This is a genomic window from Psychrobacter sp. CAL346-MNA-CIBAN-0220, assembly GCF_040309805.1.
Taxonomy (GTDB): Bacteria; Pseudomonadota; Gammaproteobacteria; order Pseudomonadales; family Moraxellaceae; genus Psychrobacter.
Window position 1 is genome coordinate 1 of the sequence record NZ_JBEOPF010000309.1, and the last position, 270, is coordinate 270.

Here is a 270-nt window from a genome sequence, read left to right on the forward strand (position 1 = left end):
GTCATTATCTGATCCTAAAATGTCTACGGTATTTACGCAGTAATAAAAACACCCATACCCAACTCAACATACCTGTAAGCACAGGCCATAAGTATTGCGGGCTAAAGTACACACCCAATAAAAAGTGATTTAGCCAAAACTGCATTAAGTGATAGAGAGTTAAAAATAAGCCAATTAATAAGCTTTGTTGCCATAGCGAAAAGTTACGGATTTTTTGAAAATTACTGGCGGTAACAAAAATACAGATTGAATAAGTAAGTGAATTAACCC

General features: G+C 34.8%; 1 protein-coding gene. It reads right to left on the reverse strand.

Features of this window, described 5'->3' with window-relative positions:
• Positions 1-4 precede the first annotated feature (4 nt).
• The coding region (gene mreD, locus AAEY88_RS13765; RefSeq protein WP_350563285.1) for a rod shape-determining protein MreD at positions 5-270 on the reverse strand (266 nt) is incomplete at its 5' end.